The sequence below is a fragment of the Pontimicrobium sp. IMCC45349 genome (assembly GCF_047219225.1).
Lineage (GTDB): Bacteria > Bacteroidota > Bacteroidia > Flavobacteriales > Flavobacteriaceae > IMCC45349.
This window is the reverse complement of record NZ_CP178208.1, coordinates 811,532-831,469: the sequence shown is the minus strand read 5'-3', so window position 1 is coordinate 831,469 and position 19,938 is coordinate 811,532. Positions and strand designations below refer to the sequence as shown.

The window sequence follows — 19,938 nt, the reverse complement described above, 5'->3', positions numbered from 1 at the left end:
AACAACAACTTTTACGCTAATCATTAGTTTATATGTTGTTTAATTCAATAGAGTTTGCGATTTTTTTGCCAATAGTATTTCTACTGTATTGGTTTGTTGCTTCTAGGCGAATAAAATATCAAAACATACTATTATTAATTGCTAGTTATGTATTCTATGGCTGGTGGGATTGGAGATTTTTGCTGTTAATAGTTTTTAGCTCATTAACTGATTACTTAATTGGTTTAGCTTTAGCTAGAACAGAAAACTCATTAAAAAGGAAACAGCTCTTATTTACGAGTGTTTTTGTTAATATTGGTTTTTTAGGCTTTTTTAAATATTATAATTTTTTTGCTGATAGTTTATCAGAAGCATTTACCTTATTTGGAGCTTCATTAGATACTCAAAGATTATCAATTATATTACCTGTAGGTATTAGTTTTTATACGTTTCAAACATTAAGTTATACAATTGATGTTTATAGAAAAAAGTTAGAGCCAACAAAAGATGTTATAGCGTTTTTCTGTTTTGTGAGTTTCTTTCCGCAACTAGTAGCAGGACCAATAGAGAGAGCTACTAATCTAATCCCTCAATTCTTAAAAAAGCGAGTGTTCAATTATGAAAAAGGAGTTGATGGATTAAGGCAAATACTTTGGGGATTATTTAAAAAAGTTGTAGTTGCAGATAATTGTGCATTTTATGTAAACCAAATATTTGAAGATAGTGCTATTCATTCTGGGAGTACATTATTTTTAGGCGCTATTTTATTTGCATTTCAAATTTATGGGGATTTCTCTGGTTATTCAGATATAGCAATAGGAACAGCCAGATTATTTGGATTTAATTTTAAACAAAATTTTGCTTTTCCATATTTTTCAAGAGATATAGCAGAGTTTTGGAGACGTTGGCATATTTCACTTTCAACATGGTTTAGAGATTATTTATATATACCACTAGGAGGTAGTAAAGTCAAAAAAAGCATTCAAGTTAGAAATGTTTTTATTGTATTTTTAGTCAGCGGATTTTGGCATGGAGCGAATTACACATTTGTTGTTTGGGGAGCTTTAAATGCCATTTATTTTTTACCATTAATGTTATTAGATAAAAACCGAAAGCATATGCATGTAGTTGCACAAGGATCATTTCTTCCTAGTGTAAAAGAGTTTGTTTCTATTTTGATGACATTTGTATTTACTGTACTAGCCTGGGTGTTTTTTAGAGCAGATAGTATAAGTCAAGCTGTATCCTATATAAGCGAAATAATGTCATTTTCTTTTTTTAAACTTCCATCGTTTTTAAATGAGGAAAGAATGATACTTTCAATTGGGTTTGTTTTTATGTTATTAGGAATAGAATGGATAGGGAGAGAAAAGAAGTATGCACTCAAAAAAATAGGAGCTAATTGGCCAACAGTTATAAGGTTTGGGTTTTATTATATATTAGTATTAATTATCTTTTTCTTTGGAAGTAAAGGACAAGAATTTATTTATTTTCAATTTTAAATATGAAAAAATTCTTGATTAAAAGTAGTTTGTTTTTGTTTTTGTCTCTTGGAACAATTTTGCTTGTTTTTTTTCAAGCAGATGGCTTCACAGATCCAATGTATGTTAGATTTACAACTCCAAAGCAAAATTCATTAATACTAGGAACGTCAAAAGCAGCTCAAGGTTTAAGACCTAGTATTCTTAACAAAGCACTAGGTAGAAACGATATATATAATTATGCGTTTACTTTAAGATTGAGTCCTTACGGACCAACATATTTGGAAAGTATTAAGAGGAAATTGCAAGAAAACTCAAAAGATGGTGTGTTTATTTTAACTGTAGGTCCATGGAGTATTTTTTCAGATGCAAAACAACCAAACAACCCAGAATATTTTGATGAAGCTAATAGATATTTGGGATTAATTAAGAGTGTAGATGCTAAGCCTAATGTTTCATATTTAGTCCATGCGTTTGAAGATTTAAATATAAAAATGATTTATAATAATTCACCATTGTATTTACATGAAAATGGTTGGTTAGAGGTGTTAATTAATGTTGGAAATCAAAAATTTGAAGAAGAGTTTCCAGAACGAGTTATTCATTTTGATTCTATTAAGCATAAAAGAAACATTAAAGCTTCACTTAAAAGATATAATAAGAAAATGGAAACTTTTAAGTATTCAGAAACTAGATTAGAATACCTAGTGAAAACTATAGATTATCTAAAAACTAAGGGAGAGGTTTATTTAGTAAGACTTCCAGTGTCCAAAGAAATGCAGAAGCTTGATAGTGTTTTGATGCCTAATTTCAATGCTAAGATTTCAAGAATTGCAACAAACGAAAATGTTCCATATATCGATTTAATGAATTTAAGTGATAAGTGTCTTTTTAATGATGCTACACATTTAAATAGAGAATCTTCAAATTTTGTATCTTTTGAGTTGGCTAAGAAAATAAAAGACTTAGATAATGTTATTAAATAGAAAACAAAAACACATATTACTAAAGTTTTTTAGCATGTTTTCTGTTGTAAGAGGTTACAATATTCTTATTGTTATATTGGCTCAATATATATCCTCAGTTTATATATTATCTCCAAATAAATCTTTATCTACTGTAGTTTTTGATGTTAATCTATTAATGATAGTTTTAGCCTCAGCAGTAACCATTGCAAGTGGTTATATTATTAATAACTTTTACGATTCAGAAAAAGATTTAATTAATCGTCCAAACAAATCTATGTTAGATAGATTAGTAAGTCAAAATACAAAATTGGTTTTCTATTTTGTACTTAATTTTATAGCTGTAATTATGGCTAGCTATGTGTCGTTTAAAGCAGTAGTTTTCTTTTCAACTTACATTTTTGCCATTTGGTTTTATTCTCATAAGCTTAAAAAGTTGCCATTAGTAGGTAACGTAACTTCAGCAATATTAACAATTGCTCCATTTTTTGCTGTTTTTGTCTATTACAAAAATTTTGAGACAGTCATTTTTGTACATGCTATGTTTTTGTTTTTAATAGTATCTATGCGAGAGTTAACTAAAGATTTAGAAAATATTAAAGGTGATTTAGCACTAAATTATAAAACTATCCCAATAGTTTATGGAGCAAAAGCTTCAAAGATTATGTTAACACTACTTATTGTATTAACCATATTACCAACCTATTTATTAATTTATAGGTTTCATGTCGGAAACATGAAATACTTCTTTTATGCAAGTGTTATTTTACTCTTTATTTTCCTACTAATGCTATGGAAATCTAATAGAAAATTTCATTACATTATACTTCATAATATTCTTAAATTTATATTAGTTGCTGGTGTTTTTAGTATATTATTAATAGATGTTGATGTGGTTTTAAACCGAATTTTATAATGGAACACACTTTAAAAATAGCAATGGCACAAATAGCTCCAGTTTGGTTAAACAAATTGGAAACTCTTAAAAAAGTTGAAAACTCAATTGTAGAAGCTTCAAAAGAAAAATGTGAACTTATTGTTTTTGGAGAAGGACTGGTTCCAGGTTATCCTTTTTGGCTTGCATTAACAGGTGGAGCGCAATGGGATAAAAAGGTTAATAAAGAGCTTCATGCTCATTATGTTAGAAACGCTATTCAAATTGAATTAGGAGAGTTAGATGCTATTTGTGAGCTTGCTAAAACACATAGTATTGCTATTTATTTAGGAATAATTGAACGTGCTCAAAATAGAGGAGGGCATTCTATTTATGCGTCATTGGTTTATATTAATGAAAAAGGTGAAATAAAATCTGTACATAGAAAGTTACAACCAACCTATGATGAACGTTTAACTTGGGCTCCTGGTGATGGTAATGGGTTACAAGTACACTCACTAAAACAATTTACTGTTGGTGGATTAAATTGCTGGGAGAATTGGATGCCTTTGCCTAGAACAGCTTTATATGGATTAGGTGAAAATTTACATATTGCAGTTTGGCCTGGGAGCGATCATAATACTAAAGATATTACACGTTTTATTGCTAGAGAATCACGTTCTTTTGTAGTATCTGTATCAAGTTTAATGTATAAGTCTAATTTTCCAGAAAACACACCTCATTTAGAACAAATCATTCAAAATGCTCCAGAAACTTTAGCAAATGGCGGAAGTTGTATTGCTGGACCTGATGGCGAATGGATTGTAGAACCTATACTACATAAAGAAGGATTGATAATTCAAACTATTGATTTTAATCGTGTTTTAGAAGAACGCCAAAACTTTGATCCAGTTGGACATTACTCACGTCCAGATGTTACAAAGCTGATTGTGAATAGAGAACGACAATCTACTGTAGATTATAATAGTTAATGTAAACTATTGTCTTACCTTTGCAAAAATTTTTAGCCATGAGCAGACAGCAAGGGAATAAAGGAAACCAAAAACCATTTGGAAAAGGTAAAGGAACTGGAAAAGGTAAAGACAATCGTAAACCATTTTCCAAAAAGAATGCTCCTGTAAAGAAAAACAAGTCGCAAGCTAAATCTAATTCAGATGAGATTAGATTAAATAAATATATTGCTAATTCAGGAATGTGTTCACGTCGTGAAGCAGACCAGCAAATTGCTATTGGATTGGTGACAGTTAACGGAAAAGTAATAACCGAAATGGGTTATAAAGTAAAACCAACAGACGAAGTTCGTTATGATGGCGCACGTATTTCTCCTGAAAAGAAAACGTATGTATTACTTAATAAACCTAAAGGTTTTGCAACTACAACTAGCGAATCAAAAGGACGAACAGTTATGGATTTGGTAGCTAATGCAACCAATGCTAATATAAAACCAATTGGTCGTTTAGGTAGAAATTCAATGGGACTTTTACTGTTTACTAATGATGATAAAGTGGTAAAGAAGTTTACAAATTCTTCAACTGGAGTAGCGCGTTTGTTTCATGTCGAACTAGATAAGAATTTAAAATACGAAGACTTAAAACAAATTAAAGAAGGTTTTAAGATTGAGGGACGAGAAATAATGGTTGAAGATATTAGTTATATCGAGGGTTCTCCAAAAAAAGAAATTGGGTTAAAAATAAAGAATACAGGAAATACTATTATTCGTACCATTTTTGAGCACTTCAAATACGATATCATTAAACTTGATTGTGTGATGATAGGTGAATTAACAAAGAAAGATATTCCTCGTGGTCATTGGAAACATTTAACGCAACAAGAGATTAATAATTTAATGATGCTATAAGACTTATTTTTTGTTTGAAGTTTCTTTTTTATAGTCTTCAAACGTAGAAGTTTTATACTTTTCTTCACCAATATATTTTAAAACTACAATAAAATCAGTAGCAGCTTGATAGCCTTTAAGTAGTGTTATTTTTTGTTCGTCAGCGTTCAAAAATACAAATGCTGGATAACTCATATTGCCATCTAATAAAGCAACAGCTAATTCATGTGTGCCTCTTCTTGATTTTGTTGGGTCATATTTAAATTGGTGACCTTTATAATTGATGTCTTCTTTTTGTTCAGCATTTAACTTAACAGCGTAATAATTGGTGTTTATATATTCAATTATTTCTGTTTCAGAAAAGGTAGAAGTATCCATACGTTTACACCAACCACACCAATTTGTATAAACATCGACTAAAATTTTCTTTGGATTTTCTTCATTTAATGCAATAGCTTCTTCCCAACTTAACCATTTAATCTTTTCTTGAGCTTGGGTAGAAAAACTAACCAATGTAAATGCGAATACAATTATTGTTAATCTGAGATGTTTAAGATCTAATTTTGATTTCATTTTATTGATTTTTTTAACTATAACTTGGGTTAAGAGTGATATCCAAGTTACTATTTTTTATTTAATGCCCTTTTATTAATGCTTTCGGAGCTTTCTTTTTTATAAAAACCTCCCAAATAAAAACACCGTATACTATCGTGTATTCTAAAGCAATAATCCATAAATTTTCAGATTTATCTGCTTTATTTAAATTGATATATGCTAAGTAACTAAGTATAATTACAAAACTCCAAACCAGTGGATATTTATAATTTGTAAATATGGATAGTATTAGTAATGTTGCAATATACCATGGATGCACAGTTGTAGTTGTAAAGTAATAAAAACTTAAAGCGAGTAGCATAGCAGAGATGAGATGAATAAAGCTATTCTGTTTTTTTACTAAGCTTAAGTATAATATAAAAAGCACTACAATTATTGGTGTAATAGCACCAATGTATGCAATTAAGTTGTAACCACTAAAGTAGTAACCTATAGCTCTTGCTATGTAGTAAATACTTGCGTTAAATTCAAAATTTTGAAACCAAAGTGCAACTGTAGTAGAATAATTAGATATAAATTGAGATGAATAAAAAGGCGCAAAAAGTATTATAGTTGTTAAGCATATAATACTATAATAGCCTATTAGTTTTTTTATTTTTTTTGATAAAGGTACATTCTCTTGTTTTATAAACCATTGGAAAAATAATGGTAAAAACATAAGTGGAATTAACTTTACAGAAATTGAAAGCGAAAGTACTATAGCAGAGAGCGCCCATTTTTTAGTATAGAGTAAATACAAACTCCAAACCAAAAAGAAAATCATGACACCTTCAAAATGTAAATTACCAGTAAGCTCAATAATTATAAAAGGATTAAGGATATACCAAAAGATCTTATAAGTAGAAATTTGTAGTTTTTCTAATAACCACTTTCCATAGTGTAATGTTCCAAAATCTGCTGCAATTATTAATATTCTCATCACTATAGCAGAACCTAAAATACTTTTGTTGGCAAACAGTCCAGCTATAACAAAACACAATTGGTTGATTGGAGGATAGTTGGTGTAATGACTACCATTTAAATTCCCCATACCAGCATAAAGCTCTTGCGCTTGTGTTACTGGAAAATCACCTTTTGTAATAAATGATTCTACAGTATATAAATAAGGGTTAAAGCCTTCAAGAATCATACGACCATCCCAAATAAAACGGTAAAAATCTTGTGATAGGTTTGGTATGGCTAAAATAAACACAGCTCTAAAAGCAAAAGCAGTATAAGTGAGTAGTTTTATATTATGTTTATTTAGTTGTACTAGCTTATAAAACATAAAAAACAATGCTGTATACAAGCTTATCAGTTTTATATAATCTGTACGAATTAAATCGTAAGCAAAAGACATATAAAACAATGCACTCGATAAAATTAAGAGTAATGGGATTTTATATAATCGTAAAAAAGAAGTGTTTAACTGCATTAGTCAAATATAGTTTTTTTAAAAGACGTAATTAATAAGTTGCACTTACGACCTATAAGGTCAATAATGTTAATTTTTTTTGCTAAGATTTTATAAAGAACTAGATTTGCAATCTCTTATTACTTAACCTATTTTGATACAAGATATAATCATAGCTATATTATGGAGCCTTTCTCCATTTGGTGAAGCCAAGGTTGGAATACCTTATGGCATGCTAAGTGGTGCGAATATATATCTTGTATTTTTATTTTGTTTAGTGGCTAATATTTTGGTGTTTCCAATCATGATGTTCTTTCTTGATTATGTAAATACTCATTTTTTAAAATGGCGTTTTTATAAAAAGAGTGCTATTTGGGTTGCAAAAAGAGCAAAGAATGGATCAGGCGATAAAATCGAGAAGTATGGATTTTGGGGCTTATTAATTTTTGTAATGATTCCATTACCAGGAACAGGTGTGTATGCTGGTAGTATTGCAACGTATTTATTTAATATCGAAAAGAAAAAAGCATTCGTAGCTAATGCACTAGGTATTACCTTATCTTCTATAATTATTTGGGTTGCAACATACTTATCCATGTAATTTTTCCTTAATAAGTAAAAAAAAGCCTGTTTAGAGCTTCTTTTATTATTTTCACTAAATTGCTTTCATGTCCAAAACCCTTCCGCAAATAGCATTTAAAACGCGTTATCCTGAAGTTTCAGGGATTGAGGTCATTCGTTTAGAAGAGATACGAGATCGTGTTGAGGACTTAACTCATTCGCCACAGCATCCACATCAAATAGCATTTTATAAGCTAGTATATTATACCAAAGGGCAAACACAACATTTGGTAGATTTCAAATGGTATGATGTTGAAGAAGATACTGTGCTGTATTTATCAAAAGGACAAGTCAATGCCTTTAAATTCAATCCAGAGATTGAAGGTTATGTTATCTTATTTACCGAGGACTATTTCAAGAAGCAACTTAATACCATTCCAAAAGATACTGTTGTTCGCTTATTTACCTCACATTTATTTGAACCCAAAATTCAAGTGCCTCAACATTCAGTAGTATTAAAATATATAGAGCTTTTATATCATGAGTTTTATAAGCCTTCAGAATATTTCAATAAGAAGAACATTATAGATAGTTTGTTCAATATTATATTTTCTAAAGTTGAAGCTCTAAAAAAACATCAAACGCATGCTGTGGAAGATTCAGATAAATTGCAATTATTTCTCAACTTTCAAACCTTACTCAAATCACAATTCAAGAGTCATAAGAATGCCGATTATTATGCACAGCAATTACATATTACTTACAAACATTTGAATGTGACTTGTAAAGCTATCATTCAAAGTACTGCTAAACAGTATATAGATGCTTTTGTGATTTTGGAAGCCAAACGTAAGCTGATTAATTCGAGTATTAAGAGTACAGAACTTGCTTATAACTTGGGCTTTAATGAAGCTACTAACTTCGTGAAGTATTTTAAAAAGCATACAGGATTTACCCCAAATGCGTTCAAAAAAATGTATTCATAATAGTGTCGGTTCGATATTTACCATTTTTATCGTCATATTAACCTTTAGTAAATTTGTGCTTGGTTATAATTTTGCATTATCAAATTGAATAAAAAACTTAATGATGAAACGTATAACCTCAATTTTGTTCGCGGTTTTATTAATAACCAGTTGTAATACAGCTCAAAATAAAACAACCGAACAAAAATCAAACACAACTAAAGTCATGGACAATTTAAAAACTACAGCAAAAAAAGCACAACAAGCTTTCTTTGGCGATTATGATGCCGAAGGCGTAAAAAGGTATTTCAAAACCGATTATATTCAACATAATCCACACGTGCCAACAGGAATTGAACCTGTGTTGGGATTTTTACCAGTTTTAGAAAAAGCACAAACTACATATACAACACATCGTATATTACAAGATGGTGATTTTATCATATTCCATAACTCGTATGATAATGCAGAAGCTTTTGGAGCCAAAGAAGTGGTGACTTTTGATGTATGGCGAATGGAAGATGGTCAAGTTGCTGAACATTGGGATAATATCACTCCAAAAGCAACGCAAACGGCAAGCGGTAGATCGCAAGTAGATGGACCAACACAAATTACAGACTTAGACAAAACAGCCTCTAACAAAACTATTGTTAGCAATTTTGTAAATGATGTATTATTTGGAAAAGCACCAGAAAAAATCACAGATTATATAAGTACAGAACAATATGATCAACACAATCCATTGGTTAAAGATGGTTTAGCTGGACTTACAGAAGCTATAGCATATTTGACCTCACAGAATGATATGTTTATTTATAAGAAGACGCATAAAGTTTTAGGAGAAGGTAACTTTGTATTGACGATGAGCGAAGGCGAATGGCATGGAAAGCCACATGCATTTTACGATTTGTTTAGACTAGAAAATGATAAGATTGTTGAGCATTGGGATGTAATTGAAGAAATTCCATCAGAGATGGCGCATAACAACGGAAAGTTTTAGAGATTAATAGCAGATAGATGTAAAGCCATTTCATTTTTTTAGAGTGAAATGGTTTTTTTACTTATGATTTCTTTGAGCAATTTAAAACTCTACTTTAAATAGATTATCCCTTATAAATAAGGCGATTCACAAAGATGTCGTAAAGATGTCATAGCGTTGACACTCTCAATGACTAGCTTGTCTAATTACATTTGTTTAAAAAAATTAAACAGTTGAGATCAATGAAAACACAAGCTAAATTAAAAAGCAAGAAAAGTATCCTTCAACAAGCATTGCAACTTTCTAAAGTGCCTATTATAATAGCTTGTTTTGTAACACCAATTCGATTTATATTAGAATACATTGGATTACCAGAAAATGTCATTTTTATAATAGGTTTATTATGGCTTACTTTGGGTTTCTCAGTGTATTGGAGTATTAAATGGTATGACAAGCCTAAATTTTTAAGTATACTTTTATTAAGTTTATGCATATATTCTCCAATATCTAGAATACCTGTAGCCATAGCATGGTGGATAGATGTTAATTGGCAATTAGGGACGCATTATGGATTGTATTTTAATACTTTTGACCAAGTGTTATTGAACCATGTGTTTTATGGTGCTTTGGTTCAAATTATTCCAGGATTTATTATTGGCGCTATTACTTTTGTAATCATGCAAAGTAGAAGAAAAACTAAAAACATAAACCAACAAAGCTGCAATGGATAAGAGTCAGTTAGCAATACGTGTTAAAGCACTAAGAAATAAAAGAGGCATGTCTCAAGAATTTCTTGCAGAAGAATCTGGATTGAGTTTAAGAACGATTCAGCGTATAGAAAAAGGAGCTTCTAACCCAACTGGCGACTCACTAAAACGCTTAGCTACTGCTTTAGATATTACAGCAGATGAGTTAATTGATTGGGCAGTTAAAGAGGATAATAAATATTTAATATTTCTTAATCTTTCTGCATTAACCTTTCTCTTTTTTCCATTACTAGGTATTTTGATACCATTTATTTTATGGAGCTCTAAAAAGGACAAAATAAAGAACATTAATTTACTAGGAAAACGCCTTATTAATTTCCAAATCACATGGACACTCATTTTGTGTTTTGTGCCTATGTTATTATTTGTACTTTCAAAATTTAATGTAATAGAGGATTTAAGTTTAAATAATTTATTAGGTGTTATTGTATCGTTATATATAATTAATGTAGTATTAGTACTGTTTAATACTATAAGAATAAGTAACGAACAACCTGTTGTGTATAGACCACAAATCAAGTTTTTAAAATAGCTAGAGCATTTTTAAATGCTAAATACACGTAGAAATACGTATTGATTTTCTTACTAAAAAAAGCTAACTTCGTTTAACACTTTTATATAAACCATTAAAACGTGTTTATATAAATACGTTGGCACAAAGTTAACTGAACGTACAAAATCAAATGATTGGAAATTACCTCAAAATATTTCTTGACCAACTAAAGGGAATTGAATACGGCCCTAAAATTAACAAAGAAATTTCGTTGAATGAAAAAACAACTAAACATGAAATTGAATCTTTAATTTCTGAAATGGGTAATAAAATTATTTTGAGTTTTTATGATGCTTTCCATAATCTACATCCAACTGAAAAGCCTTGGCCTTTAGGAGATACAGGAGCATTTACTGACGTCAGAATTGACAATAAAAAGATAAAAATAAAACGAGGGAATCATGGTTGGATAGATAAGGAATGGTCTGAAATTTCAAAAAAGGAATTAATTGACAAAATTTTTAAAAGTCGGAGTTTTAATGGCGGAAAAATGAGAATGGAATCCAGAGTTGCTAGAAAAATTTGGAGGAAAGATAAAAACGGAAAATCATTAATTTATTTTTACCATAAAGTACCTGAATAAAAAAACCATGTGCCAACAACGTGTATAATTAATTACGGCGGAATTTCCTCAGCGGAAATTCACTCGAATTAATTAATTTAGTGCTGTGGCGGAAAAATCTTGCTGATTTTCCCGCAACTAATCATACACAAGAACGTTAAACGAACACTAATTAAACCTTCGATATCAACGACTTAAAAATAAGCCTCTAGCCTCATGAATTTTTCTAAAACAGTAATACTCCTATTTTTTATAATTGCAATATATTCTTGTAGTTCAAATGACGATTCTAATAATAATTCAGGAACACCAGAGCCTACAACAATTCAAGTTGGGCATACAGTTGTCAACTTTAATGATGCAAATCGAGATCGTACAATAGAAACTCACATTTATTATCCTGCTCAAAATTCTGGTACTGATGTCGAGGTTTTAACTGGAGAATATCCTGTGCTTGTTTTTGGACATGGATTTTTAATGGAATGGAATGCTTACCAATCGCTTTGGGAGACTCTAGTTGGAGAAGGCTATATTGTGTGCTTTCCGAATACCGAAACAGGCTTCACTCCAAGTCATCAAGATTTTGCTTTAGATTTAAATCAAGTTGCTATTCAGATGCAATCTGAAAATGACAATACAAATTCCATCTTTAATAATAGAATTATTGCAAAAACAGCAATGCTTGGACATTCAATGGGAGGAGGGTCAGCCTTATTAGCAGCTCAAAATAACACCGAAATTGATGCTGTGATAACGTTAGCTGCCGCAGAAACCAATCCTTCCGCTATTGCAGCAAGCATTCAAATTGAAGTGCCAGTGTTAATGCTTTTGGGAGAGAATGATTGTGTGGCTCCAGCTGCAGAACATCAATTGCCAATGTATGAGAACCTTAATAGTAATTGTAAAGTGTACGCAGAAATAGCAGAAGGTACACATTGTAATTTTGCAGATGCTAATTCTAATTGTGATCTTGGAGAAATCTTTTGTGCTTCAGAAACAAGTATTACTAAAGACGCTCAAATCGAAACGACGCTTAACCTTATGAAATCTTGGTTGTCATATACACTTAAAGATAATGTTGAAGCCTTTACAGAATTAGAATCTCAACTTCAAGATGCAAGTATTAGCACGCAAATTGTGGTTTGTGATTAAAAATGATAAAGATTGCATTATTAAACTTTAGACGTCAAGGACTTAAAAAACACAAATCCAAAACCTAAAAATAACATCAAGTGAAAAGGGAATAATCCAAAGTCTCCACCTTGGTCACCTACTACAAAGGCGCTATACATTCCAAATCCAAAATAGAGCATTAATAAGCCTTCAAACACCACATTAATTGAAATGTTGGTGTTAAGGTATTTGTTACCTTTCCAACTATCAGATAAAGAATTGATATTAAATTTTGGTGTTCTTATAAAAGCACTCTTTTTTCCCAAATGCCCTTCTAAAACTGCAATAGAGTTATGCAATGAAAAGCCCATGGCAATCGTAAAAAAGGTAAAGAACATTACAATATATTGGGTGAAGTTTTTGAGCCCACTACCATACATACGTTTGTACATTTGCCAATAGCAGATAAAGAAAATCACAGAGCTAATCACAAAGAAGCTCATTACGTAGAAGTACATTTTTAAATGTGCATATTCGTTTTTAATATACAACATAGGTATACTTAACACAGCTACGATGAAAATACTCAAAAACATGGAGCTATTCAGTAAATGTAATAAACCATGTACTTTTGTTTTGGCTGAGATATTATGGTTTTTAAGCACACGCCATAGCATCTTTCTAAAGTTTTCGGCACCACCTTTATTCCATCTAAATTGTTGCGAGCGCGCAGCACTAATCACCACTGGTAATTCCGCAGGTGTTTCTACATCTTCCAAGTATTTAAACTGCCATTTCTTTAATTGTGCACGATAGCTCAAATCTAAATCTTCAGTTAAAGTGTCGCCTTCCCAATTTCCAGCATCAATAATACATTGCTTTCGCCATACTCCAGCAGTACCATTAAAGTTGATAAAATGCCCTTTGCTATTACGTCCTACTTGCTCTAGTGTAAAATGCGCATCCAAAGCAAACGCTTGGACTTTGGTTAAAATAGAGTAGTTGCGGTTAATGTGTCCCCAACGCGTTTGTACCACACCAATATGGTCATTTTTAAAAAACGGAATGGTACGTTGTAACCAATCTTTTTGTGGTAAAAAGTCGGCATCAAAAATGGCAATAAATTCGCCTTTAGCCACTTTAAGACCTTCCTTTAAAGCACCAGCTTTAAAACCACTACGATCTACTCTAGTAATATGTACAATATCTAACCCTTTGTCTTGTAATTGCTTTACATGTGCAGCAGTTGTGTTTACAGTTTCATCTGTAGAATCATCTAAAACCTGAATTTCTAATTTGTCTTTTGGATAATCAATCAAGGCAATATTATCCAACAAACGTTCCATTACATACATCTCGTTATACACAGGAAGTTGAATTGTCACATAAGGTACTTCATCTGGATTGGACAAATCAAATCGTGGACATTTACTTTCTTTCTTTTGTGCTGCGATATAATTAAATAACAGATTAAGTTGCGCTAAAGCGTACATAAAAATAAGTACTAACGCAATAGAATAGATGATGATAATGGTGGTTTGTAGAATCATTATTTAAAACTGTATTTAAAAATCCAACCTAGTATTTTTATGCCTGCCATCACAGAACCTTTAACAGTTCCTGATACTTTAGAGATACCAATTCGGTTTCTGTAATTCACAGGAATTTCGGTATAACTCAATTTTTGTTTTAATGCTTTTAACTGCATTTCTACAGTCCAACCATAAGTTTTGTCTTCCATTTGTAAGGCTAAAAGCTTATCGTACTTAATCGCTCTAAAAGGACCTAAATCTGTAAACTTTGCACCAAACATCAATTTCATTAAAAAACAAGCTAACCAATTTCCAAAAACTTGTTGAGGTGTCATAGCACCTTGTTCACGTAGTCGTTTTACGCGTGCTCCAATTACAAAATCGAGATTATCTTTTACAATAGGAGCTACAATTTTGGTTAATTCTTCAGGATAATCACTATAATCGCCATCTAAGAATACGATAATGTCTGGTTGGAGCTTTTGTTGTGCTACATAATCCATCCCTTTAAGGCAAGCGTAGCCATAGCCTTTTCGAGTTTCAGACAATACAGTTGCCCCAGCATTTTTAGCATTGGTTTCGGTAGCGTCGGTAGAATTGTTACTGACTACAATAACTTCTTCGACACTTTTAGGAATATCGTTTATAACCTTCGCAATAGAATCCTCTTCATTATACGCAGGAATAATGACTTTTATTGATGGCATTGGTGGTTTAGTGTTTTGAGTTGCAAAAATACAATTATTTCTTATTGACCAAGTCCATTAAATTCACATCATTTCCTAACAGTACATCAGTAGGATTGATACGTCCAGCTTCTGGTCCATTCTCTAATTTAAGTACACCTCTTGGACATACCGCAGAACAAATTCCACAACCTACACAACTTGCACGAATGATGTTTTCTCCTTTTTGCGCATAAGCTCTCACGTCAATTCCCTGCTCACAATACGTCGAACAGTTACCGCAAGAAATACATTGTCCACCATTGGTTGTAATTCTAAAACGTGATTTGAAACGTTGTACAATTCCCATATAAGCTGCTAAAGGACAACCAAAACGACACCATACACGATTTCCAAAAATTGGATAGAATCCTGTACCAATTACACCAGCAAAAATAGAACCGATTAAGAATCCATAAATATCTTGGATGGTCTGAGTTTTAATGCCTAAAACTTCTTGTGCTCCTGAAAAATATGCATATAAGGTAAATCCTGTCATGACTAATGCAAAGACCAAAACACCATGTACTAACCAGCGTTCCAGTTTCCATGCTTTTACAGATTTATCTGAAAGTTGACGGTAAGGATCACCTAGAGTTTCAGCCAATCCTCCACAACCACAAACCCAAGAACAGTACCAACGTTTTCCGAAGAAATATACCATAACAGGAACAATGACTAACGTTAAGATAATTCCCCAAATTAAAATGAACAATCCAAAGCCACCACTATTGATAAGTTGATCTAAATTCCAACTGTAAAAGAAGTCATAATCTAAAGGGAATGCATTCTTAAAATCATACCAAGGTTTCTCAAAACGTACTAAGATTTCTGGAATCAAGAAGGCAAATACAATTTGAAAAAATAATACAGATGTTGTTCTTAATACTTGGTATTTGTTGTGACGATATTTGATATACATACGTACGCCCATTACAACCATCACCACACAATACAAGAATCCATATAAAAACCATTGACTTGCTGCATTACCGCTAATGCTCTCGCTTATTGGATCTACGAGATATACCCAGTTGACAATATAATCTGGATAGAAATACAACAGAATGTAAAATCCAACTAAGAATATAAAAGCAAACCAACCAATCCAACCTCTATTGGTTGCTGCATTAAGCCAAATACCATTGTTTTTTATTCCAGGAGGTCCAAGGGTTATAACATTTGGAATGATATACAGTAATGCTCCTATAATACCAAGACCAAAGGTCAGCCACCAAAAAAGACCAGCATTGTCTTTAACCAAACCAGTACCTGCGCTTTTGATTACGCCATAAGAAAAACTGTGTGGTTTATCCCAAATGACCTTGTCCCATTCGCTGTTTTGCTTGTGCGTAGCATTGGCTGTTTCTAATGCAGAAGTGATTTCTGATGATAGTGAAAATGGATTATTAAAAGTTTTGTCGACTATTTTTGAATTTAATTCATTAATAAAAAGCTCACTTTTGATGCCTTTATTAGTAATGATGCTTTCCATCAATTCTGATGTAACTTCGTATTTTCCGATGAAAATAAGCGCTGTGAAAATGCTTAGTCCTATTAAAAATAAACTTAAGCCTATATTTTGAATATGTTTCATATGATTAAGCACTGAAAATACGCTTCCAGCTTTTCTTTTTAAGTTGAATATTAGTATTGAATTCCCTGTTGAATTGTGCTACGATATTTGCTTCGTGAAGCTTGTAAAACTCTGGGTCAAAGTTAGCATCAGCTAAATGTTCTAAAACATAATGTACATGACGTTGCTCAGTTAGCCAACGATCAAAAATCTCATGACGCATACGTATACCAAAGGTGTTGATGCCTAAAAATTGTTTGGAATCTTTGTGAAAAGCAATGGTAATGCATTTGTTGTTATCTACATGTTTCCAATGGAAATGTTGTTCGTAATTAGGACGACCACGTTCACCATGAACCCAACCATATGTCTGATATTCGATATCGATAAATTTTGCCGAATTGAACCAATGCCCTGGTTTGTACTCAGTGGTATTACCACAAATGGTTTGTGCTACGGTTTCTCCCATCATACGTCCTGTATACCAAACCGCTTCAATAGGACGACGATTGCCAATAGCTTCACGTTGTTCTGCACAATCACCAATCGCATAGACATTTGGGATGTTGGTTTCTAAGTGACGATTTACCAACACACCACGATTGGTTTCTATATTTGAAGCTTTAATAAAATCAATATTTGGAGCTACACCTGCGGTTAACCCAACCAAATCACAAGCAATTTCTTCTCCAGTTTCAGCAACGATAACCGATTTGGCTTTGCCATTAGCATCAGCTACAATTTCTTTTAGATTTACGTCAAGGCGAAGGTCGATATCGTTTTTTCGGATTTCATCATTAATCATTTCAGATTCACCATTGGGCAATACACCATTCCAAAAGCTCGTTTCTCGAACTAGAAATGTCACAGGAATATGACGTGAATGTAGCATTTCTGCCAATTCAATCCCAATAAGTCCACCACCAACGATCACAGCATGTTTACAAATCTTGTTATTTGGAGCATACACTTCTAGGTTTTCTAAATCTTGTTTGTGATACAAACCTTGAACACCATCTAAATCTTGTCCTGGCCATCCAAATTTATTAGGCTTACTACCAGTAGCAATGATGAGTTTGTCATACGTAAGTGTATCACCTTTTGCAAAGTGTAAGGTTTTACTTTGGGTTTCAATTGTTTTTACAAAACCTTGTTTTAACTCAATTCTGTTCTTTTTCCAAAACCAGTTCTCATAAGGTTGTGTGTGTTCAAACTTCATATGTCCCATGTACACATACATAAGTGCGGTTCTTGAAAAAAAGTAATCTGTTTCTGCCGAAACAATAGTGATTTTCTTATCAGATAACTTTCTTATGTGTCTAGCTGCTGTAACTCCAGAAATGCCATTGCCAATAATTACGATATGCTCCATATTTTATTGATTTAGATGATGAGTAAGTCGAACGATATGTTAAAACCTTAATTAAGTATTCTCATTTTGTTTAAATTTATTGATAAAAAAATAATAATGAGGTTGTTTAAGGTCTTTATTTTTATAGGTTTAATCTATTCTTGTGCTGCTGCAAATACGTCTTTAAAAAAGATAAATGGTGTTAGTTTTGTAGCTTCTAGTAATCCTATAGATTCAACTAATGTAGCGCCAGTAGTAAGTATAAATGCAAATTATGCTACGATTATGCCCTTTGGCTTTATAAAAGATTTGCAAAATCCTAAGCTAATGTATAATAGTGACAGACAATGGTTTGGTGAAACTAGGTTAGGAGCAAAACAATATATAGAGACACTGCAGGCAAGAGGAATTCAAATAATGGTTAAACCGCAAATTTGGGTTTGGCATGGTGAGTTTACAGGATATATAAGTATGGATAATGAAGAAGATTGGAAACAATTAGAACAGGGATATACCGATTTTATATTGGATTATGCTGAACTTGCTCAAAGTACTAATAGTGAGATTTTGTGTGTTGGTACTGAGTTAGAAAAGTTTGTTGAGCAGCGACCAGATTTTTGGTTTGAACTTATCGATAAAATTAAAAAAGTATATAAGGGTAAGTTAACATATGCTGCAAATTGGGATGAATTTAAACGAACTCCTTTTTGGAACGAGTTAGATTATATTGGAATTGATGCTTATTTTCCTGTTAGTGAAAGTAAGACACCAACTGTAGAAGAATGTAAATTAGGGTGGTTACCGCATAAAACTGTTATAAAGAATATTTCAAGCAAGTACAATAAACCAATTTTGTTCACCGAATTTGGTTATAGAAGTGTAGATTATACTGGAAGAGAACCTTGGGTGTCTGATAGAAATATGCAAGATGTTAACTTAGAAGCGCAAGTAAATACTACCCAGGCTTTATTTGAAATGTTTTGGGAAGAGCCTTGGTTTGCTGGTGGATTTGTTTGGAAATGGTTTCATAACCATGATGAGGTTGGAGGCGAAGCTAATTTTATGTTTACACCACAAAATAAGCCTGTGGAGCAATTACTTAGAACACATTACTCTGAGTATTAAGTTTGTAAAATTTTACTAATGTTAGCTGTCTAACATTTTAAGATTATGAAATATTGTTGTTTTGTTTCATAAAATGATATAATATGAAAACAACAGTTTTAACATTAGCATTATTAGTAGTAACTACTTTAAGCTTTGCACAAGAAGAAGAAACTTCAAAAAGTAATATTCAAACTTATACACCTTCAAAACTTTTAAATAAAGGTGAATGGGATATCAAATGGTTCAATAACTTATATACTGAAACCAAAAGTAGATTTGATGGAGTAAAAGCAGACAAACCAAGGGAAACCTATTTTACATCAACTTTAGATGTGTTTACAGGAATTTCAAATAGCAATCGTTTTAATGTTGGATTGTTATTAGAATTTAGATCCAATGCCATTGGAGGAAGAGATGCTTTAGATGTGTTTAAGTTTGATGGCGAATCTGGTTCAGCACGTTCTGGGTTAACGTCATTTGCACCAGCTGTAAAATTTAATCCTATAAAAAGTGTGAGCAATTTTACTATTCAAAGTGCATTTCATATTCCGTTAGTAGATAATGAAGTAGATAATGGAGTGTTTTTGGATCAAAAAGGATTCATCTTTCAAAATAGATTTTTCTATGATTATACTTTCGATAGTGGAAAATGGCAGATTTTTTCTGAATTAAATACTGAATATAACTTTGGAAAGGAAGAAGATAGTTTTGCTAATAATAGTTTGGGATTAACTCCAGGTGTATTTTTAAGCTATTTCCCTTCTGATGATTTTACAGTATTAGCCTTAGCACAACATTTTCAACGTTTAGATTTTGGTAATGATTTCACTCAAAATTATACAGCTTTAGGTGGTGGTGCAAAATATCAAATTAACGATGTTTTAAATGTTGAAGCATTATATACCAACTTTGTTAGAGGTGATAATACTGGTTTAGGACAAACATTTAATATTGGATTGAGAGCATTATTTAAATAGGATGA

General features: G+C 31.8%; 20 protein-coding genes. 14 read left to right on the top strand and 6 right to left on the bottom strand.

The annotated features are described in order from the left end of the window. Window positions 1–32: 32 nt before the first annotated feature. From ACLII3_RS03925 to ACLII3_RS03905, 5 genes are read left to right on the top strand one after another with little or no spacing between them, the layout of a single operon-like run. Entirely contained in the window at window positions 33–1,481 is a 1,449-nt protein-coding gene (locus ACLII3_RS03925) for an MBOAT family O-acyltransferase (RefSeq protein ID WP_412986637.1), read from the top strand. Between the two features lie 2 nt (window positions 1,482–1,483). Continuing rightward, a complete protein-coding gene (locus ACLII3_RS03920; protein WP_412986635.1) occupies window positions 1,484–2,446 on the top strand; it encodes a hypothetical protein in 963 nt (320 codons plus the stop codon). A 34-nt stretch (window positions 2,447–2,480) separates the two neighbouring features. After that, a complete protein-coding gene (locus tag ACLII3_RS03915) occupies window positions 2,481–3,341 on the top strand; it encodes a geranylgeranylglycerol-phosphate geranylgeranyltransferase (RefSeq protein ID WP_412986634.1) in 861 nt (286 codons plus the stop codon). After that, entirely contained in the window at window positions 3,341–4,291 is a 951-nt protein-coding gene (locus ACLII3_RS03910) for a carbon-nitrogen hydrolase family protein (protein ID WP_412986633.1), read from the top strand. Before ACLII3_RS03915 ends, ACLII3_RS03910 begins: the two co-directional genes overlap by 1 nt. A gap of 38 nt (window positions 4,292–4,329) precedes the next feature. After that, the gene (locus tag ACLII3_RS03905) at window positions 4,330–5,178 is read left to right on the top strand and encodes a pseudouridine synthase (RefSeq protein WP_412986632.1); all 849 of its coding nucleotides are present in this window, start codon (window positions 4,330–4,332) and stop codon (window positions 5,176–5,178) included. Window positions 5,179–5,181: 3 nt separating this feature from the next. On the opposite strand, the gene ACLII3_RS03900 is transcribed toward ACLII3_RS03905, so the two are convergent. Together ACLII3_RS03900 and ACLII3_RS03895 are read right to left on the bottom strand one after the other, a co-directional pair. Next, on the bottom strand, window positions 5,182–5,730 hold the full coding sequence (locus ACLII3_RS03900; RefSeq protein ID WP_412986630.1) for a thioredoxin family protein: 549 nt from the start codon (window positions 5,728–5,730) through the stop codon (window positions 5,182–5,184). A 61-nt stretch (window positions 5,731–5,791) separates the two neighbouring features. Then, complete coding sequence (locus ACLII3_RS03895) at window positions 5,792–7,186, bottom strand: mannosyltransferase (RefSeq protein WP_412986629.1); 1,395 nt, start codon at window positions 7,184–7,186, stop codon at window positions 5,792–5,794. 133 nt (window positions 7,187–7,319) lie between these two features. On the opposite strand from ACLII3_RS03895, the gene ACLII3_RS03890 reads away from it, so the two are divergent. The 7 genes from ACLII3_RS03890 (at window position 7,320) to ACLII3_RS03860 (ending at window position 12,704) form a co-directional block, all read left to right on the top strand. Beyond that, complete coding sequence (locus ACLII3_RS03890) at window positions 7,320–7,766, top strand: COG2426 family protein (RefSeq protein ID WP_412986627.1); 447 nt, start codon at window positions 7,320–7,322, stop codon at window positions 7,764–7,766. Between the two features lie 67 nt (window positions 7,767–7,833). After that, window positions 7,834–8,712, top strand: coding sequence for an AraC family transcriptional regulator (locus ACLII3_RS03885; RefSeq protein ID WP_412986626.1), 879 nt, complete (start codon window positions 7,834–7,836; stop codon window positions 8,710–8,712). A 103-nt stretch (window positions 8,713–8,815) separates the two neighbouring features. Next, window positions 8,816–9,691, top strand: a complete 876-nt coding sequence (locus ACLII3_RS03880; protein WP_412986624.1) for a nuclear transport factor 2 family protein — start codon at window positions 8,816–8,818, stop codon at window positions 9,689–9,691. Between the two features lie 221 nt (window positions 9,692–9,912). Beyond that, on the top strand, window positions 9,913–10,401 hold the full coding sequence (locus ACLII3_RS03875) for a hypothetical protein (RefSeq protein WP_412986623.1): 489 nt from the start codon (window positions 9,913–9,915) through the stop codon (window positions 10,399–10,401). Then, the gene (locus ACLII3_RS03870) at window positions 10,394–10,969 is read left to right on the top strand and encodes a DUF4870 domain-containing protein (RefSeq protein ID WP_412986621.1); all 576 of its coding nucleotides are present in this window, start codon (window positions 10,394–10,396) and stop codon (window positions 10,967–10,969) included. Before ACLII3_RS03875 ends, ACLII3_RS03870 begins: the two co-directional genes overlap by 8 nt. Window positions 10,970–11,201: 232 nt before the next feature. Continuing rightward, on the top strand, window positions 11,202–11,573 hold the full coding sequence (locus ACLII3_RS03865; RefSeq protein WP_412986620.1) for a hypothetical protein: 372 nt from the start codon (window positions 11,202–11,204) through the stop codon (window positions 11,571–11,573). A 195-nt stretch (window positions 11,574–11,768) separates the two neighbouring features. Continuing rightward, window positions 11,769–12,704, top strand: a complete 936-nt coding sequence (locus tag ACLII3_RS03860; protein WP_412986619.1) for an alpha/beta hydrolase family protein — start codon at window positions 11,769–11,771, stop codon at window positions 12,702–12,704. Between the two features lie 20 nt (window positions 12,705–12,724). On the opposite strand, the gene ACLII3_RS03855 is transcribed toward ACLII3_RS03860, so the two are convergent. The 4 genes from ACLII3_RS03855 to ACLII3_RS03840 are packed head-to-tail and all read right to left on the bottom strand — an operon-like array spanning window position 12,725 to window position 17,870. Next, window positions 12,725–14,215, bottom strand: coding sequence for a cellulose synthase family protein (locus tag ACLII3_RS03855; RefSeq protein WP_412986618.1), 1,491 nt, complete (start codon window positions 14,213–14,215; stop codon window positions 12,725–12,727). Continuing rightward, window positions 14,215–14,904, bottom strand: a complete 690-nt coding sequence (locus ACLII3_RS03850; RefSeq protein ID WP_412986617.1) for a glycosyltransferase family 2 protein — start codon at window positions 14,902–14,904, stop codon at window positions 14,215–14,217. Before ACLII3_RS03850 ends, ACLII3_RS03855 begins: the two co-directional genes overlap by 1 nt. A 34-nt stretch (window positions 14,905–14,938) precedes the next feature. Then, window positions 14,939–16,519, bottom strand: a complete 1,581-nt coding sequence (locus ACLII3_RS03845) for a 4Fe-4S binding protein (protein ID WP_412986616.1) — start codon at window positions 16,517–16,519, stop codon at window positions 14,939–14,941. Between the two features lie 4 nt (window positions 16,520–16,523). Beyond that, window positions 16,524–17,870 (bottom strand): NAD(P)/FAD-dependent oxidoreductase, encoded by a 1,347-nt coding sequence (locus ACLII3_RS03840; RefSeq protein WP_412986615.1) that lies wholly within the window; start codon window positions 17,868–17,870, stop codon window positions 16,524–16,526. A gap of 96 nt (window positions 17,871–17,966) precedes the next feature. On the opposite strand from ACLII3_RS03840, the gene ACLII3_RS03835 reads away from it, so the two are divergent. Together ACLII3_RS03835 and ACLII3_RS03830 are read left to right on the top strand one after the other, a co-directional pair. After that, a complete protein-coding gene (locus tag ACLII3_RS03835) occupies window positions 17,967–18,974 on the top strand; it encodes a glycoside hydrolase family 113 (protein ID WP_412986613.1) in 1,008 nt (335 codons plus the stop codon). Between the two features lie 83 nt (window positions 18,975–19,057). Next, window positions 19,058–19,933 carry a hypothetical protein gene (locus ACLII3_RS03830; protein WP_412986612.1) on the top strand — a complete coding sequence of 292 codons (876 nt, stop codon included), beginning with the start codon at window positions 19,058–19,060 and terminating at the stop codon, window positions 19,931–19,933. Window positions 19,934–19,938 lie beyond the last annotated feature (5 nt).

What these genes read in the sequence shown, in the direction of transcription:
- ACLII3_RS03855 (WP_412986618.1), bottom strand. Translation starts at nt 14,215, where the DNA reads ATGATTCTACAAACCACCATTATCATCATCTATTCTATTGCGTTAGTA.
- ACLII3_RS03835 (WP_412986613.1), top strand. Translation starts at nt 17,967, where the DNA reads ATGAGGTTGTTTAAGGTCTTTATTTTTATAGGTTTAATCTATTCTTGT.
- ACLII3_RS03900 (WP_412986630.1), bottom strand. Translation starts at nt 5,730, where the DNA reads ATGAAATCAAAATTAGATCTTAAACATCTCAGATTAACAATAATTGTA.
- ACLII3_RS03895 (WP_412986629.1), bottom strand. Translation starts at nt 7,186, where the DNA reads ATGCAGTTAAACACTTCTTTTTTACGATTATATAAAATCCCATTACTC.
- ACLII3_RS03880 (WP_412986624.1), top strand. Translation starts at nt 8,816, where the DNA reads ATGAAACGTATAACCTCAATTTTGTTCGCGGTTTTATTAATAACCAGT.
- ACLII3_RS03915 (WP_412986634.1), top strand. Translation starts at nt 2,481, where the DNA reads ATGTTTTCTGTTGTAAGAGGTTACAATATTCTTATTGTTATATTGGCT.
- ACLII3_RS03850 (WP_412986617.1), bottom strand. Translation starts at nt 14,904, where the DNA reads ATGCCATCAATAAAAGTCATTATTCCTGCGTATAATGAAGAGGATTCT.
- ACLII3_RS03910 (WP_412986633.1), top strand. Translation starts at nt 3,341, where the DNA reads ATGGAACACACTTTAAAAATAGCAATGGCACAAATAGCTCCAGTTTGG.
- ACLII3_RS03925 (WP_412986637.1), top strand. Translation starts at nt 33, where the DNA reads ATGTTGTTTAATTCAATAGAGTTTGCGATTTTTTTGCCAATAGTATTT.
- ACLII3_RS03875 (WP_412986623.1), top strand. Translation starts at nt 9,913, where the DNA reads ATGAAAACACAAGCTAAATTAAAAAGCAAGAAAAGTATCCTTCAACAA.
- ACLII3_RS03885 (WP_412986626.1), top strand. Translation starts at nt 7,834, where the DNA reads ATGTCCAAAACCCTTCCGCAAATAGCATTTAAAACGCGTTATCCTGAA.
- ACLII3_RS03845 (WP_412986616.1), bottom strand. Translation starts at nt 16,519, where the DNA reads ATGAAACATATTCAAAATATAGGCTTAAGTTTATTTTTAATAGGACTA.
- ACLII3_RS03830 (WP_412986612.1), top strand. Translation starts at nt 19,058, where the DNA reads ATGAAAACAACAGTTTTAACATTAGCATTATTAGTAGTAACTACTTTA.
- ACLII3_RS03920 (WP_412986635.1), top strand. Translation starts at nt 1,484, where the DNA reads ATGAAAAAATTCTTGATTAAAAGTAGTTTGTTTTTGTTTTTGTCTCTT.
- ACLII3_RS03840 (WP_412986615.1), bottom strand. Translation starts at nt 17,870, where the DNA reads ATGGAGCATATCGTAATTATTGGCAATGGCATTTCTGGAGTTACAGCA.
- ACLII3_RS03905 (WP_412986632.1), top strand. Translation starts at nt 4,330, where the DNA reads ATGAGCAGACAGCAAGGGAATAAAGGAAACCAAAAACCATTTGGAAAA.
- ACLII3_RS03870 (WP_412986621.1), top strand. Translation starts at nt 10,394, where the DNA reads ATGGATAAGAGTCAGTTAGCAATACGTGTTAAAGCACTAAGAAATAAA.
- ACLII3_RS03860 (WP_412986619.1), top strand. Translation starts at nt 11,769, where the DNA reads ATGAATTTTTCTAAAACAGTAATACTCCTATTTTTTATAATTGCAATA.